The sequence below is a fragment of the uncultured Psychrobacter sp. genome (assembly GCF_947500265.1).
Lineage (GTDB): Bacteria > Pseudomonadota > Gammaproteobacteria > Pseudomonadales > Moraxellaceae > Psychrobacter.
Genome location: NZ_CANMRN010000010.1, coordinates 16,205 through 39,036, shown reverse-complemented (window position 1 = coordinate 39,036; position 22,832 = coordinate 16,205). Strand labels below are relative to the sequence as shown.

Genomic DNA, 22,832 nt, shown 5'->3' with positions numbered 1-22,832 from the left:
TTTTGACCACATTCATTATCAACAATAAGATCACCCTATTATGAGCAATCCTAATACCGATACCAGCATTGACAGCAATGCGAAGACCAATCTGACCCAGTCGATCCAAGCGGCGTTAAGCCAATTAGAGAGTGCCTATAATCCTGCGGAAGTCGAAGCCGGTATGTATCAAGGCTGGGAAGAAAGCGGCTATTTTCAGCCGACTTTTGATAAAGACGAGTCGTTTTCTATTGCGCTGCCACCGCCAAACGTCACTGGCTCGCTGCATATGGGACATGGTTTTAACAATGCAATCATGGATGCGCTCACGCGTTATCACCGTATGGATGGCGACAATACGCTTTGGCAGCCAGGTACGGATCATGCGGGTATCGCCACCCAAATGGTCGTTGAACGTCGCCTAGAGGCGCAAGGTATCAAGCGCCGTGATATGACACGTGCAGATTTCATCGATAAAGTCTGGGAATGGAAAGAAGAGTCGGGTGGCAATATCACCAGCCAGATTCGCCGTTTGGGTAGCTCGGTTGACTGGTCGCGTGAGCGCTTTACCATGGATGATGGTCTGTCCAATGCGGTAAAAGAAGTGTTCGTTCGTCTTTTCGATGATGGTTTAATTTATCGCGGTAAGCGTTTGGTTAACTGGGATCCAAAGTTCCAAACTGCGCTGTCTGATTTAGAAGTAGAAAACCACGACGAAAAAGGCAGCTTGTGGCATTTCCGCTATCATTTCACAGATACAGAGCTACTAACTCAAGATGGTAAAAACTATCTGGTTGTAGCCACCACGCGTCCTGAGACACTCCTTGGTGATACCGCTGTCGCCGTTAATCCTAGCGATGAGCGTTATGCACATTTAGTCGGCAAAACCATTACCTTGCCAATTACGGGTCGCGTCGTGCCTATCGTCGCTGATGATTATGTCGAGAGCGACTTCGGTACGGGCTGTGTCAAAATCACCCCAGCGCATGATTTCAACGACTATGAGCTAGGTCGTCGTCATAGCTTGCCATTGATTAATATCTTAGATGAGCGCGCCAATATCTTGCCAGCGATGGAAGTTTATCCTGATCTGCAGACGCGTGAGCCAGAGCTAGAGACTACGCCAAGCGAGTACGCAGGACTTGAGCGTTTTGCTGCGCGTAAATTCCTTGTAGAGCAAGCAGGCGAGCAGGGCTGGTTAGAAGACATCGAAGACTATGCACTAAAAGCCCCGCGTGCTGAGCGTGGCGGTACGATCGTTGAGCCGTGGTTGACCGATCAATGGTATGTCGCAGTTAAAGAGCTTGCCAAGCCAGCGATTGACGCGGTAGAAGACGGCAGCATTGAGTTCGTCCCTGCGCAGTACAAAAACATGTATATGGCGTGGATGACCGATCTACAGGACTGGTGTATCAGCCGCCAGCTATGGTGGGGTCATCGTATCCCTGCATGGTATGACGATGCGACAGGTGAAATCTATGTCGCCCGTGACGAAGCGGAAGTACGTAGCAAATACAACTTAAGCGACGATGTAAAACTGCGCCAAGATGATGACGTACTCGATACGTGGTTCAGCTCTGGTCTATGGACATTCAGTACGCTTGACTGGGCAGACGTCAACGCTGATCCACGCGTGATGGATACTTTCCACCCCACCAGCGTGCTCGTGACAGGTTTTGACATTATCTTCTTTTGGGTTGCCCGCATGATCATGATGACCATGCACTTTGTGAAAAACGAAGACGGCACGCCGCAAGTACCGTTTAAGACCGTCTATGTGCATGGTCTGGTACGTGATGGCAATGGTCAAAAAATGTCAAAATCAAAAGGTAACGTCTTAGATCCGATCGATCTTATCGATGGTATTGAGCTAGAAGCACTGGTAGAAAAACGCACTAGCAATATGATGAACCCGAAAGACGCGGCCAAAATCGAAAAGCAAACGCGTAAAGAGTTCCCAGAAGGCATCCCAGCGTATGGTACGGATGCACTGCGCTTTACCTTTACCTCATTAGCCAGTACGGGTCGCGATATCAACTTTGATCTAAAACGTGTCGAGGGCTATCGCAACTTCTGTAATAAAATCTGGAACGCCAGCCGTTTTGTACTGATGAACTGCGTCGATGGTGAAAGCAATGCCAAGCCTATCGATCAAGTAGCAAACCCTGACGTATGGGAGTTACCAGAAAAATGGATCATGAGCCGTTTGAACTCTAGCATCAAAGAAATTCATCAGCATTTTGCTCAGTATCGTCTAGATATGGTCAGCCAAGATATCTATGAGTTTATCTGGAATGAGTACTGTGATTGGTACGTTGAGCTTGCCAAAGCCAGCCTAAATGATGACTCGGTATCAGACGAGCGTAAAGCGCAAATTCGCTATGTGCTGCTGCACGTACTAGAGACTGCGCTACGCTTCACACATCCAATCATGCCGTATCTGACTGAGCAAATCTGGCAGACCATCGCGCCGCTACTGGGTCGTAAAAACACGGACAGCATCGTGGTCGCTGACTATCCACAGACCGATGCCAGCCAAATCAGTGAGCAGACCGAAGCGGATATGGCATGGCTACAAGAGCTAATCGCGAGCGTCCGTAACATCCGTGGTGAGATGAAACTGGGTAACGCGGTACGTCTGCCAGTGCTACTACAGAATGTCTCTGCCGATGAAGAAGAGCGTCTATCTCGTATCAAAAACCAGTTCAAAGCGCTTGCCAAAGTCGAGAGCTTAGAGATCGTCAAAGAAGGCGATGAAGTACCACTATCGTCATCAAGTATGGTCGGTCAGCTGCGGGTACTCGTACCGATGAAAGGTCTGATTGATCCTACGGCTGAGCTAGCACGTTTGGGTAAGTCATATGATAAGTTGAAAGGTCAAGCCGACGGTATCGCGCGTAAGCTAGGCAATGAAGGCTTTGTCAGTAAAGCACCTGCGGAAGTGGTCGATGCGGAAAAGGCGAAATTGGCTGAGCTAGAAGGGCAGTTAACGGCAATGACGGCGCAGATGGAGCAGTTGAAAGCGTTGTAATGAAACGGTTGTAATAATCTGTTAATGGTAAAAAACGCCTCCGTAATGGAGGCGTTTTTTTTGGATTGGTAGTTGGTTTTTTAATAATTAGATAAATAATTGTGTGGTATTATTCGACTATATTTTATACTTCATTATTACTTTTTTAAGGTCAATGTATATGACGTGCAGCATGCCAGATTGTAAAAATGAAACATTTGAAAATTTAGATAAGTGTGCGTTGCACTGTTCTTATAATGATATTAATATAAGAAAATATTTAGATTATGAATCAACTTTTAGAAAGGAGTTTCATCAGTATATATTAAATAAAATAAAAAAATTCAATAGACATAAAGAAGAAAATAGTGAAGAAGAGAAAAAGATAAGAAATGGAATAATTAATAATATTAAAAATATAAATAAAGGATTTATTGATCAAAATATTGAACTAAATAGGATTTTAGAAGATAATGAAGTATGTATAGAAAATATAGAGTTTCCCGTTTTTATAGATGAATATTTATGTGGATACGGCTATGTGCTAAAAAATATAGGAAAAGTTTTTTTAAAAAATGTAAATTTTATAATATCTGTAGAAGCGAAGATAGTAATATTTTTTACGAATATTGCTTATTTCTGGATAAGTTAAATATATATGCAGACTCGATTTTCAATGAAAATGATGAATTTTCTTTGAAAGTAAATGCAGGTGATAGAGATTATAGATACAATAGATGTGTTTTTAATAAAGATGTAAGTATAGAAAATTATAAAAATATAAACCTAATAACTTATAATGTATTTGATAGATGTGAATTTAAAAAAGATGTATCTATAAAGAAAGTAAAAGTAGCTAAAATATTTTTAAATATTCCTGAGTATAAAAAAGAAAGCGGGATTATTGAAGAGTATGAAGTAGCTGATTATAAAAAAAGGAAGAGATAAATAATATATTTACCTTCAAAAAAATAAGTATATATGAGTGTGAGTTTTTTTACAAATTCAAAATAAATGGTATAGAAAAATACGATAAGAAAAAGTATTTACAAAGTAAAAATAGAGGAGGTGATAGTCTACATATACCTAGTCTGGAAATAAAAAGTCTTAAGATAGAAGATACTAAGTTTAAAAGTAAGTTTGAAGTAAAAAATGCTACATTGGAAAAAATGGAGTTTTATGATTCTAATGTAGAGGGTATTTTTGATATAAGCGAGTGTCGTATAAAAAAGGCTAATTTTTATAAAAGTATATTTGAAGAGTTTGCAGTTTTTAGTAACGTATATTTTGGAGACGATACTGAGAAAAATATAACAGATTTTACAAACACTACCTTCAAAGAGTTTTCTAGCTTTAGAGAAGCTAACTTCACCTCAGGATTGAGGTTTTCTCAGGCAAACACAAAGCAAGAGCCTAATTTTTTGAATGCTGATATAAATACAAAGTATACGGATAGAGAGACCTTAAGAATAATAAAAAACTCATTCGAAAAAGTAAATAATAAGATAGAAGCAAATAAATTTTTTATATCTGAAATGAAATATTATAAAATAAGTATTAAGAGTAATATTTCTGATAAAATTCCTTTTTTTTATCGCGCTAAGATCATCTTGTTATTTATCATATTAGCGATAGTATTATTGATTTCTATAAAAATGTGGATGGCTTCGCTAGTAATCTTCTTGCTTTTGTTTATTGTTACATTAATAGCATTTTTCTCTTTAGATGATTTCTCAAGCTATTTTGTATTATGTGCTAATTATTATATCTCTAGATTTGGTGAAAGCTATATTCAGCCTTTTATAATATTCTTATCTTCGATAGGTGTTTACACTGGTATCTTAGAAGTACATAAATATATTTTTAGTGAGGAACCTATAGCAAGGTATGTTGTATCACTTAGAAATTTTGTAACACAAGACTGGTTTATATTTCTATCAAAACTTTTAAATGCTTGTGCCGCCAATGTTCCTCTATTCAGTAAGGCACTTGAAAAGAAAAGCGGTATAGAATTTATCAGCCTACTGTTTTTTATATGGTTCGGCATACTCACATGGCAAATCATCATTGCTGTTAAACGAAATACGCAACATTAAATAAGATTGGGATAACACCATGAACCATCTCACCGTCGGACAACGCGCGCCTTTAAGCAACCTTGCTATTGACGATACCGCACCAATCACGCTCAAGTTTACCCGCCAAAGCCCGATAGAGATGGACATCAGCTGCTTTGCCTTAGACGCAGCGGGCAAACTGATAAATGATGATTACATGGTGTTTTATAATCAGCCAACCTCACCGTGCGGGCAAATCAAGCTCACCCATTACGAGTCGCAGCCAACGGCAAATAAAGGCATCCAAGCCGAGTTTGAGGTGAATTTATCCAAACTGGCGACTAATATAGACAGCTTGTTTTTTGTATTATCAGCCGACACGCCGCTCAATCAAATTCAGTCGTTAGAGATTGGCATTTGGCAGCAGTCACAAAAAGCACAGGCAGAGTATCAAGCAGCCGACTTTGCCCAGCAGCAAGCCAGTATGCTGATGCAGCTTTACCGTAAGGGTGGCGTTTGGCGAGTATCCAACGTCGCGCAAGGCTTTAACGGAGGGCTTGCCGCCATCGTGCAGCATTTCGGTGGTGACGTAGAAGAGAGTAGCCCACAAGTACTCGAGCCGACCGCAGCGCCAGTTCAAGCAAAGCCATCGTTAGAGAAGGTCATGCTAGAAAAAGCGCCAAAACTGGTCAATCTGGCCAAAAAAGCCACGATATCGCTTGAGAAGCGCCAATTGCAGCAATTAACGGCAAAAGTGGCGTTGGTGCTAGACGCTTCAGGCTCAATGAATAGACAGTACAAAAAAGGCCGCGTGCAAGAGGTGGTCAATCGCATATTGCCATTGGCAGTGAACTTCGATGACGACCAAGCGCTAGACTGCTGGGCGTTTGCCCGAGATCCGCAGTATTTGGGCGAGATTGGACTGAGCAACTATGACGGTTTCATTAACAACGCTCATGGCGGTTGGCGTAAATGGGCACTTGGCCCGCGCATCAACAATGAAGCAGAGGTCATGAAAGCCGTGACGGAGTTTTACCAAAAAGACGGCTTAGATGTGCCTATCTACGTGCTATTTATCAGTGATGGCGGGGTGAATGACAATCGCGGTATCACGAGAGTCATGACGGAAGCCGCGAAACTACCGATATTTTGGCAGTTCGTGGGCTTGGGTGGTCGTGGTTATGGCATCCTAAAAAAACTAGACGATATGACAGGGCGCGTGATTGATAATTGTGACTTTTTTGAACTTGATGACTTGGATGACATTAGCGAAGAAGCTTTGTATGAAAACATGCTAGAAGAGTTTCCAATGTGGCTAAAAGAAGCCAAGCAGCTTGGTATCGTGCAGTAATAACCTTGTCAGTCTATTAACCATAAAAAACCGCCACAGCAAATACTATGGCGGTTTTTTATTATTCAAAATAGTTTATTTCTAAATTCTCTACAGTTCCCACAGCGATTGATACTGCTCATCAGTCAAGGTCACGATATCGATCTCTGCTAGCATCTCACGCAGCTCTTGCCACTTATTTGCATCAGGCTTGATCGGCGTAATCAATCTGCCCAGCGTATTATCAATGATCGCATCCATCAACGCATCGGCCTCGGTTTTACTATAGTCATAATACATACGATGAGCAGTCTCTGGCTCGTTTTTGCACAGTTCTGTCATCTGGTTGGTCACTTGGATAAAGGTATCTATCGCGTCCTTTTTCGCGCTATAGATCTCATCTGTCGTCAGAATCTCTAACGCTGAAAAGTTCGGATAAGGTGACAAATGCTGATCGATAAATTCAAAGTTCAACCCTTCATGAGTCGCTTCAACGCCTTCAAAATTATAAAAGCATAGCCATGCGCCATCTAGGCTTGAGTCTTCTTGCAGGTTCTTTATATGATAAAAGTCTTTTTGTACAAAGCTCACATTATCACGGCTGATACTAAAGCCATTTTTCTTGGCATAGCGCGCCAATATCTCAAAGCCAATACGATTGGTTTTTTCTTCAGCGGCAGGGGTGCAGATGCGAATAGGCTGATTGTTTTTGAGCTTATCCATGCTGGACTGTTGCATCAATATGCCACCATCGGTCTCAAAAAAGCAGCCCAGCGCGCGCAGGTTGGGCGCGTAATGCTCAAACAGATGGATAGGCTCATTGACATGCAGATCGATACTTTGGTTCTGTAATTCCGCAAAACCATCATAATGGTCATCTGGCTCGATAATGGTGATATCAAGCCCTGCTTGCTCATATGCGCCCGTGGTCACACCAGCGATAAAGGGCAGATGATCAGGGTTTAAAAACCATTCGAGGGTCAGAGTAAGTTTGGTGGTCGGCTGCATGGTTGTTTCCTTTTTAGGTATGGAAAACAATCAGACTGATACTATTAAAGTAAAACAAGAAAGGCCAAATAAGAAAGGTAAAGTCTCGATGCTAACTATCAAATGCTCGGCGTTTAATATAGTTATCACCAGTACATCATCTATAGACTGCGCTTATTTATAGACCTCTAAGGGTATGTCACGCTTGTTTCCTACGTCAGTGCTAACTGCTTCAGGTTCACGGGTGTGTCTCAGCGATGATGTGGGCTGTGTCTACAGCGTCAAATCAAAGCACCCCGACAAGATTGATTGGTATTGCATTGTTTTTGATCAGTACTGCTAATGAATCCGTACTGTGAATGGCTATTATCGATAGCTACTGCGTCATCATAGACGACTTACAAGATGGGATGCAAGCGTATCGGGAATGACGATGGCAGGTGATGACTGATGTTCATTAACCGCTCTTTATGATAGCTGTTGTTTAACACGGCTACTGATAGTTATTTTTAGCGACGTATTAATAAAAGAGTGCAGCATTTATTATTAGTACTTACCCAATTACTAACCAAACATACCTATCAATAGCAAAAACCTTATATAAATAGTCTTGTGCGCAGACAGGCGATATTGCATGATTAGCCTTCTATGCCGCTGCTTATATGATAGGCGCTACTCTAGACAATCGACAATCGACAATCGACAATCGACATTTGGCATAATTGACAACTTACACGACCGACAACTTATATGACCGATAATAAAAAAGCGTTCTATTACCGACCTAAGACCGATCAATCCAAAAGCCCAATGCTGCGTTGGACCTTTGTGACGCTTGGTTGGCTGTTTTTTATTTTAGGTATTATCGGTATATTGTTGCCAGTGATGCCTACTGCGCCTTTTATCTTGCTAGCAGCAGGTTGCTGGGCACGTAGTTCTCGACGCTTTCATTTTTGGCTGATTAATCATAAATACTTTGGTAAATTCGTCCGTGACTGGGAGGAGAATCATGCCGTTCCGCTTTATGCTAAGTGTTTAGCAACGGTTATGATGGCAGCATCGACAATTATGTTATTTTATCGTTTGCCTGCCGATATGATGTGGATGGCATGGGCGGTAGCCGCTGTCTGTAGTGGGGTAGCGATATATTTGTTCCGTTTACCAAATGCCTAAATCCGTTGCAATTTGTGCCAAAATCGGTCAATAAACGGCTCTGGTTACACGAAACATGAGATAAGACTTGCGATACTGGGATGTACCCCTTATAATACGCCCAAGCTTAAGAGCAGTTCTGCACCAAATCATTACCTCGTAGTATTAGTTATAATCCTTCGTTTTAATATTTATCGTTCAGTAGCTATTTGCAAGCGTTACCGGTCACTAGACCATTAATAAATTTAAAAGTAGGATTATACTATGTCAGACGTTCAAAAAGGTACAGTTAAGTGGTTCAACGAAGCTAAAGGCTTTGGTTTTATCGCTCCAGAAACTGGCGCAGACGTTTTTGCTCATTACAGCGAAATCACTGGTTCAGGTTTCAAAACTTTGGCTGAAGGCCAAGAAGTTGAGTTCACTGTAACTCAAGGCCAAAAAGGCCCACAAGCACATAACATCGTTGCTATCTAATTTGTCTTTATAGACAGATAGATGAATAGATGTAGAAAAGCGAACCTTCGGGTTCGTTTTTTTTCGTCTGTGTTTCGGTATTCAGAGCATTAGTGTTTAGAGCATTAGTACTTAAGAGATTGGTATTTAAGAGATTGGTATTTAAGACAATGGTATTAAAGTCAGTACTAGTCCAAGATTAAAGGTTTTAACTAATCATATTAGACCAAATAAAAGATTCAAAAAGGCCTCCGACTATAAATAGTTGGAGGCCTTTTATATTATGCAGTGACATCAGCTGTTAAGAATGAATATTTAGCTTATTATATAAAGCTAATACCGATATTAATCAGACCACCACCCAGTATTAACCAACCAAACATAATAGCACCCAAGATAAGCGGTCTAACGCCAGCTTGCTTGATCGCACTTAGATGCGTGGTCAAACCTAATGCAAACATAGCCATCGTAAGTAGTACATCATCTAGCATAACCATATTGCGTACGATATTCTCAGATATTGGCACCCAAGTATGTATCAACACAATGCCGATAAAAATAAACGCAAACCATGGCACTTTGACTTGTTTGACACGAGTCATAAATGACGCTGTCTCGTTTTTACTGCTTTTATCTTCTATAGCGGTATTATTTACGGTGCGATCTTTGGTAAGCGCAAACGATAATACAAGCAGGAAAGGCGCGAGCATCATGACGCGTATCATCTTGGTTACGACAGCGGTATCGCCAATCTCGGTATTGATTGCATTGCCTGCGACCACGACTTGTGCTACTTCATGGACGGTTGAGCCAGTGTACATGCCGTATTGTTGGGCGCTGAGCCAAGGCTGTAACCAACCAAGATGATATAGAAAAGGATAAAGTAGCATCGCGATAGTGCCGAACACCACCACAGTTGCCACGGCGATAGTGACTTTATGAGCTTGCGCGTTGACCACAGGCTCTGCGGCAATGACGGCAGCAGCACCGCAAATACTTGCCCCTGAGCCAATCAAAATGACCGTTTCTTTATCGACTTTTAACCACCTAGTACCTAACCAATAGGTCAGCAAAAAAGTTGATGTCAGTACCAGTGCATCCGTCATAATCGCTGGCATACCGACGCTCGCAACTTGCGTCATGGTTAGCTTAAACCCATAAAACATAATTGCAAGTCGCAGTATCTGACCCTTGGCAAAGCAAACGCCGCCGTTTAAACGTTCAGTGAATTTGGGATAGATAGTATTACCTAAGATCATACCTAGCAAAATTGCTAGCGTTAAAGAGGACAATCCAACGATACGCCCGTTTGACCAGATATCCAAACTGCTGTCCAACCATAAGCAAAACAAACTACCAATCATAACGACTACCAATCCCGCCAAGTGACGGTGATTAGGGGTATAGTTATGAACGGAGTTGCTAACTGATTGGACGAGTGTGTGCATGACGCGGCATCCTATTACTTATATTAAGATAAGCATAAGCTTATGAATAGACAGTATATGCCTGCTATATTTATAATAAAAACAGATTAATAAGATATAAACTATCGATTTTTTAGGTTAGTATTTATTATAGAAATAAATATACCGCGCATGAGCAGCAAAAAAAGACACATATAGCAAATAAGACAGGCTAAAAACTGACATAAGGTATTATCAATATCATGAAAAAATCTGTGCAGACAGTGCCAAAGATTACGCTTAAGCAGCTTGCTGTTTTTGTCAGTATTTATCAGACAGGTAGCACCAGTCGTGCCAGTGAGGAGCTGCATTTATCACAATCAGCGGTCAGTAGCGCACTGACAGAGTTAGAGTCTAGACTACAGATGCCGCTATTTGAGCGCGTCGGTCGCAGGCTTAATCAACACCCTAATGCCCATCCCATTTACATACAGGCACAGGCTATCTTGGGTCAGTCGCTCACGCTTGAGCATTATCATCAATATCAAGCAGGACAGATTCACATCGGTGCTAGTACCACTATCGGCAATTATGTGCTGCCATCTTTACTTGGTAAGCTGTATGAGGCGCTACCCGATGCTAATGTTGATATGTATATTGCCAATACCCAAGAGGTAGTTAGCGAGGTTGAGCAACTAAATATTGATATCGCACTAGTAGAAGGGATGCCGCGTCCGGTAGATATGAAAGCCATTGAGCAGCGCGAATGGCGTACCGATACGCTAATGATATTTGCCAAGCGTGATAGCAAGTGGCTAAAGGGTATAGCTACCTATAGCGAAGACGAGGACTGCTATCAGCTGACCATTAATCAGCTAGCGCAATTACCGTTACTGGTACGTGAGGCAGGGTCAGGAACACGGCAAATTATCGACGAGCAATTGCTTAAGTATCTACCCAATGCAGAAGTGGTCAAGGCGATACATCAGTCTGAGGCCATTAAACATATGGTGAGTGCAGATATTGGTCTTGGTTGTCTATCGCAGCATGTGATTGAGACGGAACTCTCGACAGGGGAATTGGTACAAGTGAACGTGGCGGGAATTGATTTATCGAGGACATGGTGGCTGGTCTGGCATAAAGCCCGTCACCAAGGCCCCATTTGGCAAACCTTTATAGATATCATTCAACAGGACTGATTGAAATAATTTTTAAATTATTAGCCATAAAAAAGCGCAGCGTTAAAAGTTACGCTGCGCTTTTCTGTTTAGGATATGCTTCATATCACATAAGACAATCAAAGCATATTTTATGCTGAAACAGGTTTGTCCAATCTCACTACAAAGCTGTCGCAAGGTACATTGGGCAAGATATTATCCGCAGTTGCGCCACTTATCCATGCAGCGATACCGGTACGCTTATGACGACCGATGACCAACAGATCGACATCGTGTTTATGACAGTAGCTGACGATACCTTCACTGCTAGAAATAGCAGTCGTGACTTCTGACGTTGCTGCATTTAGCTGATTGCGTTCAAGGAATTGTGCCAGCTTTGCGCGTGCTTCTTGGCAGCGTTCATCATCAATCTCATCGTATAGGCTAGAGGCGGGCACCAGCTCATAGCCGAAGCCAACCATGGTGTCTTTGACAATATGCAAAACAGATAGCTTAGAGCCTGGACGGTTTTCGACGATGCGCTTGGCCTTTTGTGCGACTATATCTGCATCAGAGAGTAAGTCGGTGACCAGTAAAATATGTTCGTAACTCATAGCGTCTTCCTCATGTCAGATAGTATTTACTATAGCACTACTCTAGGGCGCTGTTAAGTAAAGCTTGTCGTCTTTGGCAGCGGATGAGAGCGATACCAATTATTCCAAGACAGGCTGATCAAGCTTCACCACTAAGCTGTCGCAAGGCACATTTGGCAAGATACTGTCGGCAGTGGCTCCTACCAGCCAAGCGGCAATACCATGGCGCTCATGGCGTCCAATGATAAGTAAGTCGACGTCTTTTTCACGGCAGTAATTAATGATACCTTTGCTATTAGAGATGGCAGCGGTGACCTCAGAGTTGATTGCTTCTAGCTCGTTACGTGCCAAAAATTGCGCCAGCTTAGCCCGTGCTTCTTGCCACTTCTCACTATCGACATCACCCGAGAGGCTAGAGGCAGGCACAAGCTCATAGCCGAAGCGCACCATGTCATCTTTGACTATATGCAAGACAGACAGTCTGGCTTCAGGAGAGCCTGCGAGGATACGCTTGGTTTTTAGCGCCACTTTGTCCGCATCGGATAGTAAGTCAGTGACCAGTAAAACGTGTTGGTAGCTCATAAGATACTCCTAGTTAGTCATTAACTTTATAGTAGCAGTGCAAATCACCTTTGTTAAGCGATAAATCCATAATAAAATTGTGGATATTTATAAATTTGTAACTTTAAGGCTCTGATAGCTAAAGTTGATAGCCGCGTAGATTATGTGGTGGATTATTGCGTGACTGTTGCCTTGACTTATCCATGTCGCAGCCCCACTAATAGCGCTAAGCCAACTCTTTTTTAGCCAATTTATTACTCTATTTTCCCTGACAGTCAGGGCACTATACGCATGATAAGCGATAAGGATAACTATGACGGACACGCCATTTACTGCTGATTTAACCTTGCATCCAGCATTTGAGCTGATTGAGCATCGCCATATTGAGGCGCTATCGATGGATGTGCTGATCAGTCAGCATGTAAAAACAGGAGCGATGCATTATCATCTGGCACACCCAAGTGATGAAAATGCGTTTTTGGTCGGTTTTCGCACCCAGCCAATGGATTCAAAAGGCGAGGCGCACATCTTAGAGCACGTGGCATTGTGTGGTTCGAACAAGTTCCCAGTACGTGATCCGTTCTTTTCAATGATTAAACGTTCATTAAACACGTTTATGAATGCGATGACCGCAGCTGATTGGACGGCCTATCCGTATGCGACGCAAAACAAAAACGACTATTTTAACTTGCTCGCTGTCTATCTAGACGCTTCGTTTTTCCCCAATATCCATCCGCTCGATTTTGCTCAAGAAGGCATTCGCGTAGAGCTTGACGAAAATGATAAGCCGCAGTTTAAAGGTATCGTTTTTAATGAAATGAAAGGTGCGATGAGTGGCGAGATTGATCAGCTATATCATACGGTTGCTCATCATCTGTTCCCAACAACAACCTATCATTATAATTCAGGCGGTGATCCTGCCGATATTCCTGACTTGACGCATACTGAGCTGACCGAGTTTCATCAAAGCCATTATCATCCGTCAAACAGTGTCATCATGAGCTTCGGTAATATTCCTGTTGCCGAGACGCAAGCGAAAATACACGAAGATGCTTTGATTCAATTTGAAGCAGGCAAAAAGCATGTATCGCGTCCAGAGCAGCGTTTGTCTGCGCCAATCAGTGCAGTTGATACTTATACTGCTGACGAAGCGGGCCCAGATCAGACGCATCACGTGGTTGCTTGGTTGCTCCCATCGATTACCGATCCTAAGCAGCGCTTAGCGTTACGTTTGTTAGAGGGCGTATTGATTGAACATGCAGGCTCGCCATTGCGTGCTTATCTTGATAGCCATCCACTAGGTAAAGCGCCAAGTCCACTATTGGGTCTTGATGACAGCCATTATGAAATGGTCTTTTATACGGGTCTACGAGGTTCTAACCCTGAACATGCCGAAGCAGTCGAGCAGGGCATTATTGACTTGCTGACCGAAGTAGCCAATTCACCAGTTGATGATGAGACAATCGAAACCATTCTGCATCAGATTGAAATTGATCAGCGTCACATCGGCGGCGATAGTATTCCTTATGGTCTAAACCTTATGCTAGAGGGCTTTAGTACCGCCATTCATGATGGCAATCCTATCGACGTTTGGGAAGTAGACGAGCATCTACAGTGGCTACGTGAGCAAGTCGTCGATCCACAGTGGCTACCGAACTTGATTAAAACGCATCTATTGAATAATCAGCATCGCGTACGCGTAACGATGACCCCTGATAGCGAAAAAACAGCCCGTTTGGCAGCAGCTGAGCAGACTCGTTTGGATACTATCGCGATGGATTTGACTGCTGATGATAAAGCTATTTTAAAGCAACAAGCCTTAGATTTGGCTGCACGTCAAGCCGCGCCAGATGATTTGAGCTTATTGCCAAAAGTAGGTCTAGAAGACGTACCAACGGATATCAGCTTTAAAGAAGGCACGCAAAAGCAGGTGCGTTTGAGCGGGCAAGACAGCACGCTATTTGAGTATGAAGCGGGCACCAATGGCATTTATTACTATCAAGTGATTGTCCCGCTCACTGAAGCAATCGGTAATGCGAGCGCAGATGAGCTACCAGTCAATGATGTGATTAATCATCCATTGTTGCCTATTTATTTAAGTCTACTGTCTGAGCTGGGTACGGACTCGCTTAGCGCTCATGAGATGCAAGCCAAGCAGGCAGCGCATTCTTCTGGTGTGACTGCACGTATCAGCCAACGTACCAACGTCGATGATAGCCAAGCGATTAGCAGTTATTTTGTCGTGGCAACGCGTGCGCTAAATCGTAAGCCTGAAGCGATTGATTTGCTCAAGGAAGTGATGGAGCACAGTATCTTTTCTGAGCATGACCGTATCAAAGAAATTTTGCAACAGCGTCAAGCCGGTTGGCAGTCAAACCTAGCAGGATCTGGTCATTCATATGCGATGCAAACGGCTAGTCGTGGTATGAGTCGCCAAGCGCAGTTGGAATATGTGCGCAGCGGCCTACCAGCATTGAACGCACTTAAAGATTTCTTAGCACATGCTAGTACAGATGATGCCCAGTGGGATCAATTGGCTACCAGCTTGATGGATTTACATCAACGTCTCATCAGCTTGCCTAAGCATGCCGTTATTATCTGTGAAGCAGAGCAAACCGAACGTTTAAGCAGTTTAATCGTTGATAGCTGGAAAGACAGCCAAGCGACGACCGCTTCTAATGATTTAACGAACGCAGTAGCAAATATCCCAAGCGAATTTGCAAACCTGCAACTAGATACTGCGTTAAATGGTGCCACTGATGCGGGTAAGACGTTAGAGAATGGCGACGATGTTAAAAACGACGTGTTAGATGTTGCAGATTTAGCGTGGTTAGTGCCAACCAACGTCTATCACAATGCCAGTGCTTATACTGTACCTGCTGCTGACCACCCTGATACCGCTGCACTAATGGTATTAGCGCCTTACTTACGTAACGGCTATTTGCACAGTGCGATTCGTGAGCGCGGCGGTGCCTATGGCGGCGGTGCAGGTTACGATGCCAACGCTTGTGCTTTTAAGTTCTTTAGCTATCGTGATCCACAGTGCGCTGAGACCTTTGCTCACTTTGACGCCAGTATCGAATGGCTATTAAACGAGCCACAAACTGATGAGCAATTGGAAGAAGCTATCTTAGGTATTATTTCAGGTATGGATAAGCCGGGCTCTCCTGCAGGTGAAGCAATCAAAGCCTGCTTTGCAAATCTGCATCATCGCGGTGTTGACTGGCAGCGCAAAATGCGTGCGTCAATATTGGCCGTAACGGTCGCTGATTTGCAGCGCGTTGCCAAGCAATATCTGCAAGGTCAAAAGCATGTACGTGCAGTGCTAGCGCCTTACGACAAAGAAGAGGCAGTAAAAGGCCTAGGCTTTGAGGTTTGTAGAATAAAGAGCTAAGACAATTAGGTTTGTTTTTGATTAAAAGTTAAGCACAAAAAAGCCAAGCATCATGCTTGGCTTTTTGCGGTTAGGTAATTGACTAATATCGCTTGATACTCAAATCTTTGCCAATTTTATCCTGATGAATCGGAAATTCTGACAATTCGTTATACTGCTTACGATCAGCAAAGTAGCTTTTTAAAGTACGGCGAATGGCTTCAAACGCCAGTGTATCCCATGGAATATCTTCTTCGCTAAACAGTGCACAGTCGAGACTTTCTGAGCCGATACCATACGCGCCATCTTTTAGATCGGCCAGATAGATAGAGTAGATCTGCCCAATATCTGGTAAGTCATAAATGCAGTATAGATGCGGATTCAGTACGATGGCATCAGCTTCTTCGTAGCTCTCGCGTGCTGCGCCTTCAGCCATGGTTTCGCCATTTTCCATAAAACCTGCAGGTATCGTCCATAGCCCATATTGTGGCTCAATGGCACGGCGGCAGAGTAGTACTCTATTTTCATGTACCACCAGCGAGCCACAGATAACTTTTGGGTTTTCGTAGTGGATATAGTGGCAATTGGGGCATACCAAACGCGGCATATTGTCCGTAGGTGGGATTTTTCGTTCTGCTTCATGACCGCATTGGAGGCAATAGCGCATATCAACTACCTTGTTATAAAAGTTATTGTGTATGATGTTTTTTATAGGTTATAAGACCTATATTCTGAAGTGCTGCTGTCATCGTTTCGAGATAAGTTAGATACAAGGACGGTAAGGTAAGTACCACAAGCAGTAAACTGAGTGAACCTGACGATAAACCTAATTTAAACGTACCTGACTTAAGATATTATTCTAAAGAGCAGCTATCGTCTTAAGATAGCACATATTATCGACGGACAGAATCACGATAACAGTAACGCATCATTTCACAGATAGGCTTACTGTTATTGGTCAACAAGGCCGTTATTGAGCATTGATAAGCAATGAATCAGTCACATAAATAGCATGCAGCCACTATTATATTGCGCTAGTCTAGTGAGTGTTCAATAATTATTGATACTAAAGCCGCTGACAAGTCGCGTGGCCGAGAACAATAAATAGATTATTGATTCTATTTATTAGTCGCAATTTTAATAGAAAACAAGACAGATGCTGTTGATACCGCTTAATAACGATAAAAATATAGGGTAATTATAATGTTATTCCCACCGCAGGCTATAAGCTTCGATAACCTGTCAGTTGCTGTACCTACTTTTATTCGTCATCCGACGCTTCGTCAATTAGCCGAACGAGTGCAACATGAGACCTTAAATGCGCTGACAAGTCCGGCGATGTACGAGGCTCATAACACCTCTTATAGTAGCCGCGTTTTAGACAGCCTATATCAGACACCGATTGCCGATGCATCAATACTGGTCGCTATTACTCATGAGCGCAGACCTAAATTATTATTAACACGCCGCGCTGCCCATATGAACAGTCATGCGGGGGAGGTCTCCTGTGCCGGGGGTAAGTACGAGGTAGGCGATGGCAATAATGTCGTTACCGCATTGCGTGAAGCCTGTGAAGAAACAGCGCTACCGCCCAATAAAGTCCAGTTGCTTGGTCAGCTACCCATCCAAACTTCAAAAAGTGGTATGAGCGTACGCCCAATCGTGGCACTCATCGCTCCTGGTCTAGTACTCGTACCTGAAGCGGGAGAAATATCACGTATCTTTTGGGCAGATTTAGAATCGTTAGTCACTCAACCAACGGTAGAGTATGAAATTGAGTATAAGATGCAAGAGCAAATGGCTACCATACTGACGCCGAGCTGGCAGGTCGATGGTGAGACAGTATGGGGGCTAACAGGACGGGTAATTGCCAACCTATTAGAAACAGGATTTGATCGACAGCTAGAGTGGTATTACCGCGTCGAAAACAAACGCTGATAAATGTCATCTATTAATAATATAGTCGATTCAATTTAAAAGTAGTACAAGGCAACCGAGTGTAGATGTATATGTGATACTTCAAACGAGGTTAACACAGTAATGCTTTTATAGTGGGATGACTATAATCATCTATTTATAATAATCATCGTTCTTTTTCAGCCACCAGTTCATATTGTCTTGGCGTTTGGCACGGAATGCTTCTAGCTTATGAGCAACGGACGAATTATGCTGCCGTGCAGTATCGAGCGCAAAAAGAATCGGTACAGAAGATAACACGCCAAAGCGTATCTTTGACTTTGGTAAGTCCAGACCATCGCCTATATCATCACCGACCAAAGTCCGAGTGACACTCGCGTTGACCATTTCGACAAAACGTCCACGGCGATTGTCTTCACCCATTAGCTGACGCGGCAAATCATGCAATGCTTTTGCCAATGGCTGTCCCATCTTAAAATCTAGCTGCTGAATCGATAGGTAGGTATAGAGCCATTCCCAGCATGCCGCTTCATCTTTTGGTAAGCGCTCTAAATCAACACCCATCCAATAACTGGCAAGACTCCATAGATGTAAGATACCTTCAGCTTCTTCTGTGCTAATACGTGCGCCCAGCAATCGTAGACCGCGCATAATCAGTAATGAGAACTGTAAGTGGGTGGCAATCATATCGGTTTGATTGATAGGGATGCCCCAGTAGTCGGTATTCCAACTACCGTCAAGGTTATGATGTTGCTCGGCGTTTGGTATCACGCCTGTGGCAGCATTGCCTTTACCTTTTAATAAGTTTTGCCGTACCAAGGTATGTATCTGACGTACTTGGATCGATTGTCGCCAGCCCTCAGAGCCAATAGCTAACACTTGATCAACAGGTTTATTTTGATTGCGTGTACTCACATTAGATGAGGGGTGTTCAGACACGGCCAAGATATAAGCATAAGTACGCATCAATCGAGGTAGCGCATCGTGCATCAGTGCACCTGTCTGAATGAGCGGCAGTGATAGGGCAGGGATGCTATAGCCAGCCATCAGAGCAACATTACGCAGTAGCCAAATGAGCATGAGTGGATAGCGCCGATAGGCAACCGCACCTATCTGGGCAAGTTCTGGGTCGAACCAGTCAGGATGGCTGCTAAATTGCTCAGTGAGTGCACTAAATAATGGGTTGGTTGCAAGGTCCTTGTTTACAAGATAATTGCTTGCAGAATTATTATTTGAACTATCGACTAGAATATTGTGCTGTAGAGGTTTTGCAAATTTTATGTTCTGAGCGGCTAACGCGTCTGCGAGTGGATCGCCAATATCATAACCTGCCACGATCTCATCAAGTAGAGCAGGCGAGATCGTAAAGTCTTTTGGTAATAGATAACGTTTAATGCGTTTTAAAACCTGCAAATCGCTATGGTCATCAATAGCAGTGGTACGTCCATGACGCTGATAAGCATTCGATGATTGAGCATTCGATGATTGAAAGTCAGGTTTGTCAGTTGCAGTACTTGCCGTATTGATGATTTTCTTATCCATAGTTATCAAGTACCATTTTCAGAGTGAGGACATGCCTTAGAACGTAAAACTTACATTGAGATAGCTTCGCATCACAATCATTCATAAAAATTACTGGATTGGTTCCATGAATCTAATTGCTGCTGTGTTGTTCGGATACGGCATTTAGTATCACGAATCTCATCAGATAGAGATAGCAGCCGTGCACGGGCTTCTTTTTCATTAGAAAAGTCTAGCATTTCACCATTTTCTAGCTTATCGAATTCTGATTGATAAGTATCTAAGAGGCGATTGTCTTTGTCTAACTGACTGTCTAAGGCGTAATAATCTAGCCCTTTTTGATTAGCCGTTTGCAATGTATTAGCCATAGCAATTGGACAAACATTGTTTAACTGACGACCACGTCTGCCAATGTTATAGGCATTATTGATGGTGCAGTACTGTTGCAGACCAAGTTTACGACCGCGCTCCCATGCTTGGTAGTCAGGTGCGACGCTAGCTTTGGCACAAGCTTTTGTATGAGAGGCTAAGCGGTCTGAATGATAACCTGCCACGCCATCGTTATAGCCGATAGCCTGCCAGTCACCGACGAGACATTCTTGCTTGGAGAGTGTTGCACAGCCTGCTAGCAGATAAATACTACCGAACACAGATAACCCTAATGCCAGTTGACGTACAACGCGGTGTATAGGTCGGTACATGGTTAGCTCCGATAGCTATGATAACTGTGAACACAAATAAATGATGCAATCAATCACGTTATGTAGTCTTGTCATTGATTACTAGGTCACTTGTAGATATCTCGATAACGTACATACAAATAAAATAGAGCAGTTTATAAGTGGCATTAATATTAAGCAGTACCATTATAAGCTACTCTACGTTTCGTTAATGCGGGCGAGTCAAGTCGACCGATGTACCGCTAGCATTGTCTTTTAAGCTCATTTTCAACATGATGTAACCAGCAATACCAGAGACGATTGAACCCATGATAATACCTAAGCGCTCATCAAACATAGTGGTGTCTCCAGCGAACGCCAAGCCACCGATGAACAAACTCATGGTAAAACCAACACCGCATAATAGAGCTGCGCCGTAGATTTGCTTATAGTCCATACCTTTTGGCATGGTTGAGATACCAAGTTTAAAGATTAACCAACACATAATCATGACGCCTAACTGCTTACCAATAAACAAACCAGCGGCAATACCTAGCGGCACTGAGTGGAATAGCTCAGCAAAACCTGCGCCTTCGAGAGAGATACCCGAGTTGGCAAAAGCAAAGATTGGCAAAATACCAAAGGCGACGGTATTGTGTAGATCGTGCTCTAGCTCTTCAAGCGGAGAGTGCTCAGGATCAGTGCGGTCGAACATCGGGATAAACAGTGCTAGTACCACCCCTGCCAATGTTGCATGGATACCAGACTTGAGTACGGCAATCCACATGATCAGACCAATGAGTAGATAGGGCGTGATGTTGGTAACGTTACGGCGATTAAGAACATATAAGAACGGCAAACATAGACCAGCTACTGCCAATGACTCTAATGACAACTCACTGGTGTAAAACAAAGCGATAATCAGAATCGCACCAATGTCATCAAAGATAGCAATAGAGACCAAAAATACCTTTAAAGAGTTGGGTACACGGTTACCTAAGAGACTCAAAATACCGAGTGCAAACGCAATATCTGTCGCAGCAGGAATGGCCCAACCTTTCCAAAACTCAGGCTCATTGTAGTTAAAGAGCAGATATACAATCGCCGGCATAATCATACCGCCGAGTGCAGCCCCTGCTGGCAGTATTATCTGCTTGACGTTGGACAGCTCACCGATGAGTACTTCACGCTTAAGCTCCAATCCAACCAAGAAAAAGAAAACCGCCATTAGACCATCGTTGATCCAGTGATGAGCATCTTTGGCAATCGCAAACTCACCAATCTGAATGGCGACTGGTGCATGAATAAAACCTTCATACCAAACATTAAGAGGGGAGTTGGCAATGATCATTGCAGCAATGGCAGCCAATGCTAAGACGATACCGCCTGCTGCCTCAAATTCAAAAAATGCTTTAATCCTTCGTATTGCCATATCATCCTCATTCGCTAAATACAATTTACTAAATAACCTCAAATATCCATCAATGTCTGCGCTACCTATAATTTTGAGGTAGCAAATAGACAGAAACAGTTTCTCATACTCTTATCAATATAGACAACAAAATACGTTGAGCCAGTGCCAACGGTCTACTTTTTTATATTCACAATAGCAATATTATAAAGAGGATTTGACGAGCACAATAGTTGTAAGTCGTTACATCTTTTTAATAAGTTGCTATTCGGCTGAGCATATTCGGAACGTTATTAGACAAATTTAGCAGACTTTGTTACGTTTTTGGCTTTTTTTACGGTTTTATCTTTATAATGAGCAGCGCTGTGCGACGTGTCATTATTGCTTTTGCTAGCACTGGTAAGCTGTCAGCTTATCGATAACGATATTTTAGCCTTATCTCAGAACGCCTTTTCTCTTCTTATAATATTTTGCAGGTCAGTGTCATGGACTTAACTTTCTCGTTAGAGATTATTTTAATGCTTACTGCGGTGGCCGCATTGGCAGGATTTATTGATGCTATCGCTGGCGGCGGCGGGTTGTTGACTATCCCTGCCATGCTACTGGCCAACATCCCACCAGTATTAACGCTCGGTACCAATAAACTGCAAGCGGCATCAGGCGCACTGGCGGCGTCTATTACTATGATTAGAAAAGGAGTCGTCAAACCGCAACGTATCAAAGTAGCTATCATCGCCGCTTTTATTGGTTCCGTTATCGGCACCATCGCTGTACAGATGTCACCACCTGACTTGCTTGAAAAGGTGATTCCATTTTTAATCGCGGCTATCGGTATCTATACATTATTTGCCCCTAGATTAGGTGAGGTAGAGGCTGCCCCGCGTATCTCAGAGGGCAAATGGCAAAAAGTCGTGGCACCGTTGATTGGTTTTTATGATGGTTATATCGGTCCAGGTACTGGGATGTTTTTTGCGCTTGGCAATGTAGCATTACGTGGTCGTCAAATTATCGAAGCAACAGGCGCGGCAAAAGTATTGAACTTATCGACCAATATCGGTTCGTTAATCTTCTTTATTTTGGGTGGCAACGTACTGTGGAAAGTGGGGCTAGCGATGATGGTTGGACAAACCATCGGTGCTTATTTTGGCTCGCATATGGTGGTTAAAGGCGGTAGCAAATTGATTCGTCCAGTGATTGTACTGGTCTGTCTGGCGATGTTGACCAAGTACGTGTTTGGCTAATCAGCTATTGATAGAACCGTATCAA

Annotated in this window: 19 protein-coding genes and 1 riboswitch; of the genes, 11 read left to right on the top strand and 8 right to left on the bottom strand. The window is 43.0% G+C overall.

What is annotated here, in order from left to right; all coding sequences use genetic code 11:
• Positions 1–40: 40 nt before the first annotated feature.
• From Q0788_RS12560 to Q0788_RS12540, 5 genes are all read left to right on the top strand, one after another.
• A complete protein-coding gene (locus Q0788_RS12560; protein WP_298811200.1) occupies positions 41–3,010 on the top strand; it encodes a valine--tRNA ligase in 2,970 nt (989 codons plus the stop codon).
• A 172-nt stretch (positions 3,011–3,182) separates the two neighbouring features.
• Positions 3,183–3,641, top strand: a complete 459-nt coding sequence (locus Q0788_RS12555) for a hypothetical protein (protein ID WP_298811198.1) — start codon at positions 3,183–3,185, stop codon at positions 3,639–3,641.
• A 44-nt stretch (positions 3,642–3,685) separates the two neighbouring features.
• Positions 3,686–3,937 (top strand): hypothetical protein, encoded by a 252-nt coding sequence (locus Q0788_RS12550; protein ID WP_298811196.1) that lies wholly within the window; start codon positions 3,686–3,688, stop codon positions 3,935–3,937.
• 221 nt (positions 3,938–4,158) lie between these two features.
• Positions 4,159–5,085, top strand: coding sequence for a hypothetical protein (locus Q0788_RS12545; protein WP_298811193.1), 927 nt, complete (start codon positions 4,159–4,161; stop codon positions 5,083–5,085).
• Positions 5,086–5,104: 19 nt separating this feature from the next.
• Positions 5,105–6,397, top strand: coding sequence for a VWA domain-containing protein (locus Q0788_RS12540; protein WP_298811190.1), 1,293 nt, complete (start codon positions 5,105–5,107; stop codon positions 6,395–6,397).
• 90 nt (positions 6,398–6,487) lie between these two features.
• Here Q0788_RS12540 and Q0788_RS12535 read toward each other — a convergent pair whose 3' ends face one another.
• Positions 6,488–7,384, bottom strand: coding sequence for an ABC transporter substrate-binding protein (locus Q0788_RS12535; RefSeq protein ID WP_298811187.1), 897 nt, complete (start codon positions 7,382–7,384; stop codon positions 6,488–6,490).
• Between the two features lie 171 nt (positions 7,385–7,555).
• Positions 7,556–7,672, bottom strand: a riboswitch (TPP riboswitch).
• 441 nt (positions 7,673–8,113) lie between these two features.
• Here Q0788_RS12535 and Q0788_RS12530 point away from each other — a divergent pair.
• Together Q0788_RS12530 and Q0788_RS12525 are read left to right on the top strand one after the other, a co-directional pair.
• Positions 8,114–8,536: a YbaN family protein gene (locus tag Q0788_RS12530; RefSeq protein ID WP_298811185.1), complete on the top strand. Its 423-nt coding sequence runs from the start codon at positions 8,114–8,116 to the stop codon at positions 8,534–8,536.
• A 243-nt stretch (positions 8,537–8,779) separates the two neighbouring features.
• Complete coding sequence (locus tag Q0788_RS12525) at positions 8,780–8,989, top strand: cold-shock protein (RefSeq protein WP_045453470.1); 210 nt, start codon at positions 8,780–8,782, stop codon at positions 8,987–8,989.
• A 302-nt stretch (positions 8,990–9,291) separates the two neighbouring features.
• Here the strand turns inward: Q0788_RS12525 and Q0788_RS12520 are convergent, their stop codons facing one another.
• Entirely contained in the window at positions 9,292–10,416 is a 1,125-nt protein-coding gene (locus Q0788_RS12520) for a YeiH family putative sulfate export transporter (RefSeq protein WP_298811184.1), read from the bottom strand.
• A 221-nt stretch (positions 10,417–10,637) separates the two neighbouring features.
• Between Q0788_RS12520 and Q0788_RS12515 the strand changes: the two genes are divergently transcribed.
• Positions 10,638–11,573 (top strand): LysR substrate-binding domain-containing protein, encoded by a 936-nt coding sequence (locus Q0788_RS12515; protein ID WP_298811183.1) that lies wholly within the window; start codon positions 10,638–10,640, stop codon positions 11,571–11,573.
• A 110-nt stretch (positions 11,574–11,683) separates the two neighbouring features.
• Here Q0788_RS12515 and Q0788_RS12510 read toward each other — a convergent pair whose 3' ends face one another.
• Positions 11,684–12,145 carry a universal stress protein gene (locus tag Q0788_RS12510; RefSeq protein ID WP_057761630.1) on the bottom strand — a complete coding sequence of 154 codons (462 nt, stop codon included), beginning with the start codon at positions 12,143–12,145 and terminating at the stop codon, positions 11,684–11,686.
• Between the two features lie 99 nt (positions 12,146–12,244).
• Complete coding sequence (locus tag Q0788_RS12505) at positions 12,245–12,706, bottom strand: universal stress protein (RefSeq protein ID WP_298811182.1); 462 nt, start codon at positions 12,704–12,706, stop codon at positions 12,245–12,247.
• A gap of 292 nt (positions 12,707–12,998) precedes the next feature.
• On the opposite strand from Q0788_RS12505, the gene Q0788_RS12500 reads away from it, so the two are divergent.
• On the top strand, positions 12,999–16,079 hold the full coding sequence (locus tag Q0788_RS12500; protein ID WP_298811181.1) for an insulinase family protein: 3,081 nt from the start codon (positions 12,999–13,001) through the stop codon (positions 16,077–16,079).
• A gap of 82 nt (positions 16,080–16,161) precedes the next feature.
• On the opposite strand, the gene Q0788_RS12495 is transcribed toward Q0788_RS12500, so the two are convergent.
• A complete protein-coding gene (locus tag Q0788_RS12495) occupies positions 16,162–16,725 on the bottom strand; it encodes an NUDIX hydrolase (protein ID WP_102091805.1) in 564 nt (187 codons plus the stop codon).
• A 536-nt stretch (positions 16,726–17,261) separates the two neighbouring features.
• Here Q0788_RS12495 and Q0788_RS12490 point away from each other — a divergent pair.
• Entirely contained in the window at positions 17,262–17,996 is a 735-nt protein-coding gene (locus Q0788_RS12490; RefSeq protein WP_298811174.1) for a CoA pyrophosphatase, read from the top strand.
• A 132-nt stretch (positions 17,997–18,128) separates the two neighbouring features.
• Here Q0788_RS12490 and Q0788_RS12485 read toward each other — a convergent pair whose 3' ends face one another.
• The 3 genes from Q0788_RS12485 to nhaA all read right to left on the bottom strand — a co-directional run bounded on the left by Q0788_RS12485 (position 18,129) and on the right by nhaA (position 21,587).
• A complete protein-coding gene (locus tag Q0788_RS12485; RefSeq protein WP_298811173.1) occupies positions 18,129–19,517 on the bottom strand; it encodes an oxygenase MpaB family protein in 1,389 nt (462 codons plus the stop codon).
• Between the two features lie 77 nt (positions 19,518–19,594).
• Positions 19,595–20,197, bottom strand: a complete 603-nt coding sequence (locus Q0788_RS12480) for a DUF2799 domain-containing protein (RefSeq protein WP_298811171.1) — start codon at positions 20,195–20,197, stop codon at positions 19,595–19,597.
• A 187-nt stretch (positions 20,198–20,384) separates the two neighbouring features.
• Entirely contained in the window at positions 20,385–21,587 is a 1,203-nt protein-coding gene (gene nhaA, locus Q0788_RS12475) for a Na+/H+ antiporter NhaA (protein ID WP_179799353.1), read from the bottom strand.
• A 464-nt stretch (positions 21,588–22,051) separates the two neighbouring features.
• Between nhaA and Q0788_RS12470 the strand changes: the two genes are divergently transcribed.
• A complete protein-coding gene (locus Q0788_RS12470) occupies positions 22,052–22,807 on the top strand; it encodes a TSUP family transporter (RefSeq protein ID WP_057761611.1) in 756 nt (251 codons plus the stop codon).
• Positions 22,808–22,832: the final 25 nt, after the last annotated feature.